General features: G+C 37.1%; 2 protein-coding genes and 1 pseudogene. 2 read left to right on the forward strand and 1 reads right to left on the reverse strand.

From position 1 onward, the window contains the following. The first annotated feature begins 154 nt into the window (after nucleotides 1–154). Nucleotides 155–466 carry an NVEALA domain-containing protein gene (locus D7D25_RS17510; RefSeq protein WP_122970201.1) on the forward strand — a complete coding sequence of 104 codons (312 nt, stop codon included), beginning with the start codon at nucleotides 155–157 and terminating at the stop codon, nucleotides 464–466. A 96-nt stretch (nucleotides 467–562) separates the two neighbouring features. Further along, nucleotides 563–1,564, forward strand: a complete 1,002-nt coding sequence (locus tag D7D25_RS17515; RefSeq protein WP_122970202.1) for a 6-bladed beta-propeller — start codon at nucleotides 563–565, stop codon at nucleotides 1,562–1,564. A 361-nt stretch (nucleotides 1,565–1,925) separates the two neighbouring features. Here the strand turns inward: D7D25_RS17515 and D7D25_RS17520 are convergent. Beyond that, nucleotides 1,926–2,502, reverse strand: a pseudogene (locus D7D25_RS17520) (IS982 family transposase); the annotation flags it as partial. Nucleotides 2,503–2,579: the final 77 nt, after the last annotated feature.

A 2,579-nucleotide genomic window follows, 5' to 3' on the forward strand; every position in this document is an offset into this window, starting at 1 on the left:
GCCGACGACCGGGGGTATTTCAATAAAACCGTTTCGGTGTACGGCAATATGGACAACTCGCCGTTGATTATACGGCTAAAAGGAAATATAGAATAAAAAGCCCTCTGCAAAGAGGCAGAAATCAATAGTTTCTAACAATTAAATTTTTAAGGAGATGAAAAAGAAAATTCTTTCGGGCCTGTTCGCCCTCGCACTCCTGGCAACCGCAGGTTTCGGAGTGCACAAAAGTTTGAAAAGTAACGCTAATCTGAGTGATTTGGCGTTGGCAAATGTGGAGGCATTGGCACAAAGTGAAGGTGGTCCAAATATTATTCCTTGTTATGGAACAATTAGAATGGAACTACGGGATCCCAATGTATATGAGCCCACATGGACCATAACTTTTTGCAATGGATGTCAATTAGCCACTTGTTATGAATATACGGATGCGGGGAACTGCACCACTGGTGGGTTCATTTTCGTATAAAGTTTTAACCAAAACATATTCTGAACAAAGGGACATTGCGGTTTTTAAATAAGTTGTGTCCCTTTTCACTTCTTCAATTACAAAATAAGATGGATAATGAATCGTACTAACTTATTTATTTTATTAATATTCCTTATAGGCTTAGCTGCATGTCATGTTGAGGATAAGAAAACAAGCAATGTTACAAAGTTTCCTGAAAAAAAAGAAATAAAGGTCACGGTAATAAAAACAGCCCCAGAAATATTAGCCCCAGAGGAAATGATTATCATGAATGACCAAATATGGGTATTTCAAAGTAAAAAGGAGAGATTATTTGACGTATTTGAACTGCCGGATTGCAAACATATTTTCTCTACCGGAAGAAAGGGACAGGGACCTAACGACTTCATTTTTCCAATTGGAAGAACACTACAAATCCATCATACAGGATTCACAATCTTGGATGCAAATGTTCTTAAATTCATTACTCCTCAACCCGATGGTTCCTTAGAAGTAACGCATACGGTAAAAACCTTTGATCATTTAGCCGTAAATGGTTTTATCAGGCTCGACGATTCTTTATACTGTGCATTTACTGGCTGTGCTACAGGAAGTACGAGTGATTGTGAATACCAAATGATTGATTTGGCCCGTAAAAAAACAATCGAATTTAGCTCATATCCGAACCTCACAACAAAAGAATACGAAGGAGACCAAAGATGCCAAATATATTATAAGCATCTAACCGCGATTCAGGGTAAAAGAAAAATAGCCGCTTTCTATAGTTTTTTTAAATTTTTTAGAATCTACTCGTATGATGGCGTTTTAGAGCAAGAAGTACACGTAAAAATTCCCCCATATCAATCTGACAACGTGGAAAATTGGAAAAAGAGAATGATATTTTATGGAAGACCTGTATCTACCGAGAAATATATTTATGTTCCTTGTATGGGAAACGAGATACAGGTATGGGACTGGGAGGGAAATCCGGTAATTCAATACACATTAGACCAAACATTTATTACATTCGACGTGTGTGAAAATACCAATAGAATTTTTTTGATTTCGGCAAAAGAAGATGATCACGACAAAATTTTTTCATTTGATCTCATGCATTAATAATTCGCGTTCTTCGCGCGACGAACCGCCGTGAAGCAAAAGCACCGGCTTTCCTGTACCGTTAGCATCATCATAAAACAATAAATATGAACATGTTATCCGTTTCGTCCCCTTTTACATGACTTCCTTTCGAGTCAAAAGGGAAGAAGAAAATCATCCCCTCAAACTCCTGATTTAAATTAATTGCAAAATAAGGAGGAAACAGAATTAAGACGGATCATTTTTGGGCCAATCCGATTTTATGTTTTTCATTTGCAAAAAACAAACATAAATCCGGTGGAATAAATTCAATTTGTAAAACCATGTAAAATAAAAGTCCTCAACAAAGAGGCATAAATCCATAATTTAACGTGAGTTCGACCTAAGCGACGGCAACTCTGTTTTCATCCACAACATCCGTGTAAATATTTATCGAGGGCTTTTTAGGGAGAAAGGAGTATGTCGCTAATGCGGCCAACATGTTGATTACAAAATTGTCGGGTATGTTCTACTTGGCACATGTTTTTCAACTCATCGTTTACCGATTCAATCAAAGCTCTTTTTCGTAGCATAATTTTGTCGGAAAGAAGCATTAGGGCATTTTTCATGTTCTTTTTCAATTTGGTAATCAAATGTATACCATCAATGAAAAGCTGTTCGAACAGGTCTTTTCCGATATAACCCTTATCCCCAAAGAGTTTTCCGAAAATACGTTTGTGTAAATCCATACTTTTCAAGGGTTCCCGGTCATCTACATTGCCCGGAGTAAGAATGAAATCCAAAACTTCGCCTTTGTCGTTGATTATCAAATGCAGTTTGAAGCCGTAAAACCAACCGATGGAACACTGTCCTTTTTGGGCAATACCTTTAAAGGTCTTATGCTGTTTCTCCCGCTTAATGTGGCAACTACGCAAAGGTGTGGAATCAATGAAAGAGATGCCGGTACATTTGCCCAAACACACTTCGTCAATTATAATCATGTAATGAATACAAAAGAAAAAAAATTAGAGCAGTATTATTTTGACATACCATATTG

The organism is Proteiniphilum sp. X52 (assembly GCF_003712195.1).
In the GTDB taxonomy this organism is placed as follows: domain Bacteria; phylum Bacteroidota; class Bacteroidia; order Bacteroidales; family Dysgonomonadaceae; genus Proteiniphilum.

What these genes read in the sequence shown, in the direction of transcription:
- D7D25_RS17510 (WP_122970201.1), top strand. Translation starts at nt 155, where the DNA reads ATGAAAAAGAAAATTCTTTCGGGCCTGTTCGCCCTCGCACTCCTGGCA.
- D7D25_RS17515 (WP_122970202.1), top strand. Translation starts at nt 563, where the DNA reads ATGAATCGTACTAACTTATTTATTTTATTAATATTCCTTATAGGCTTA.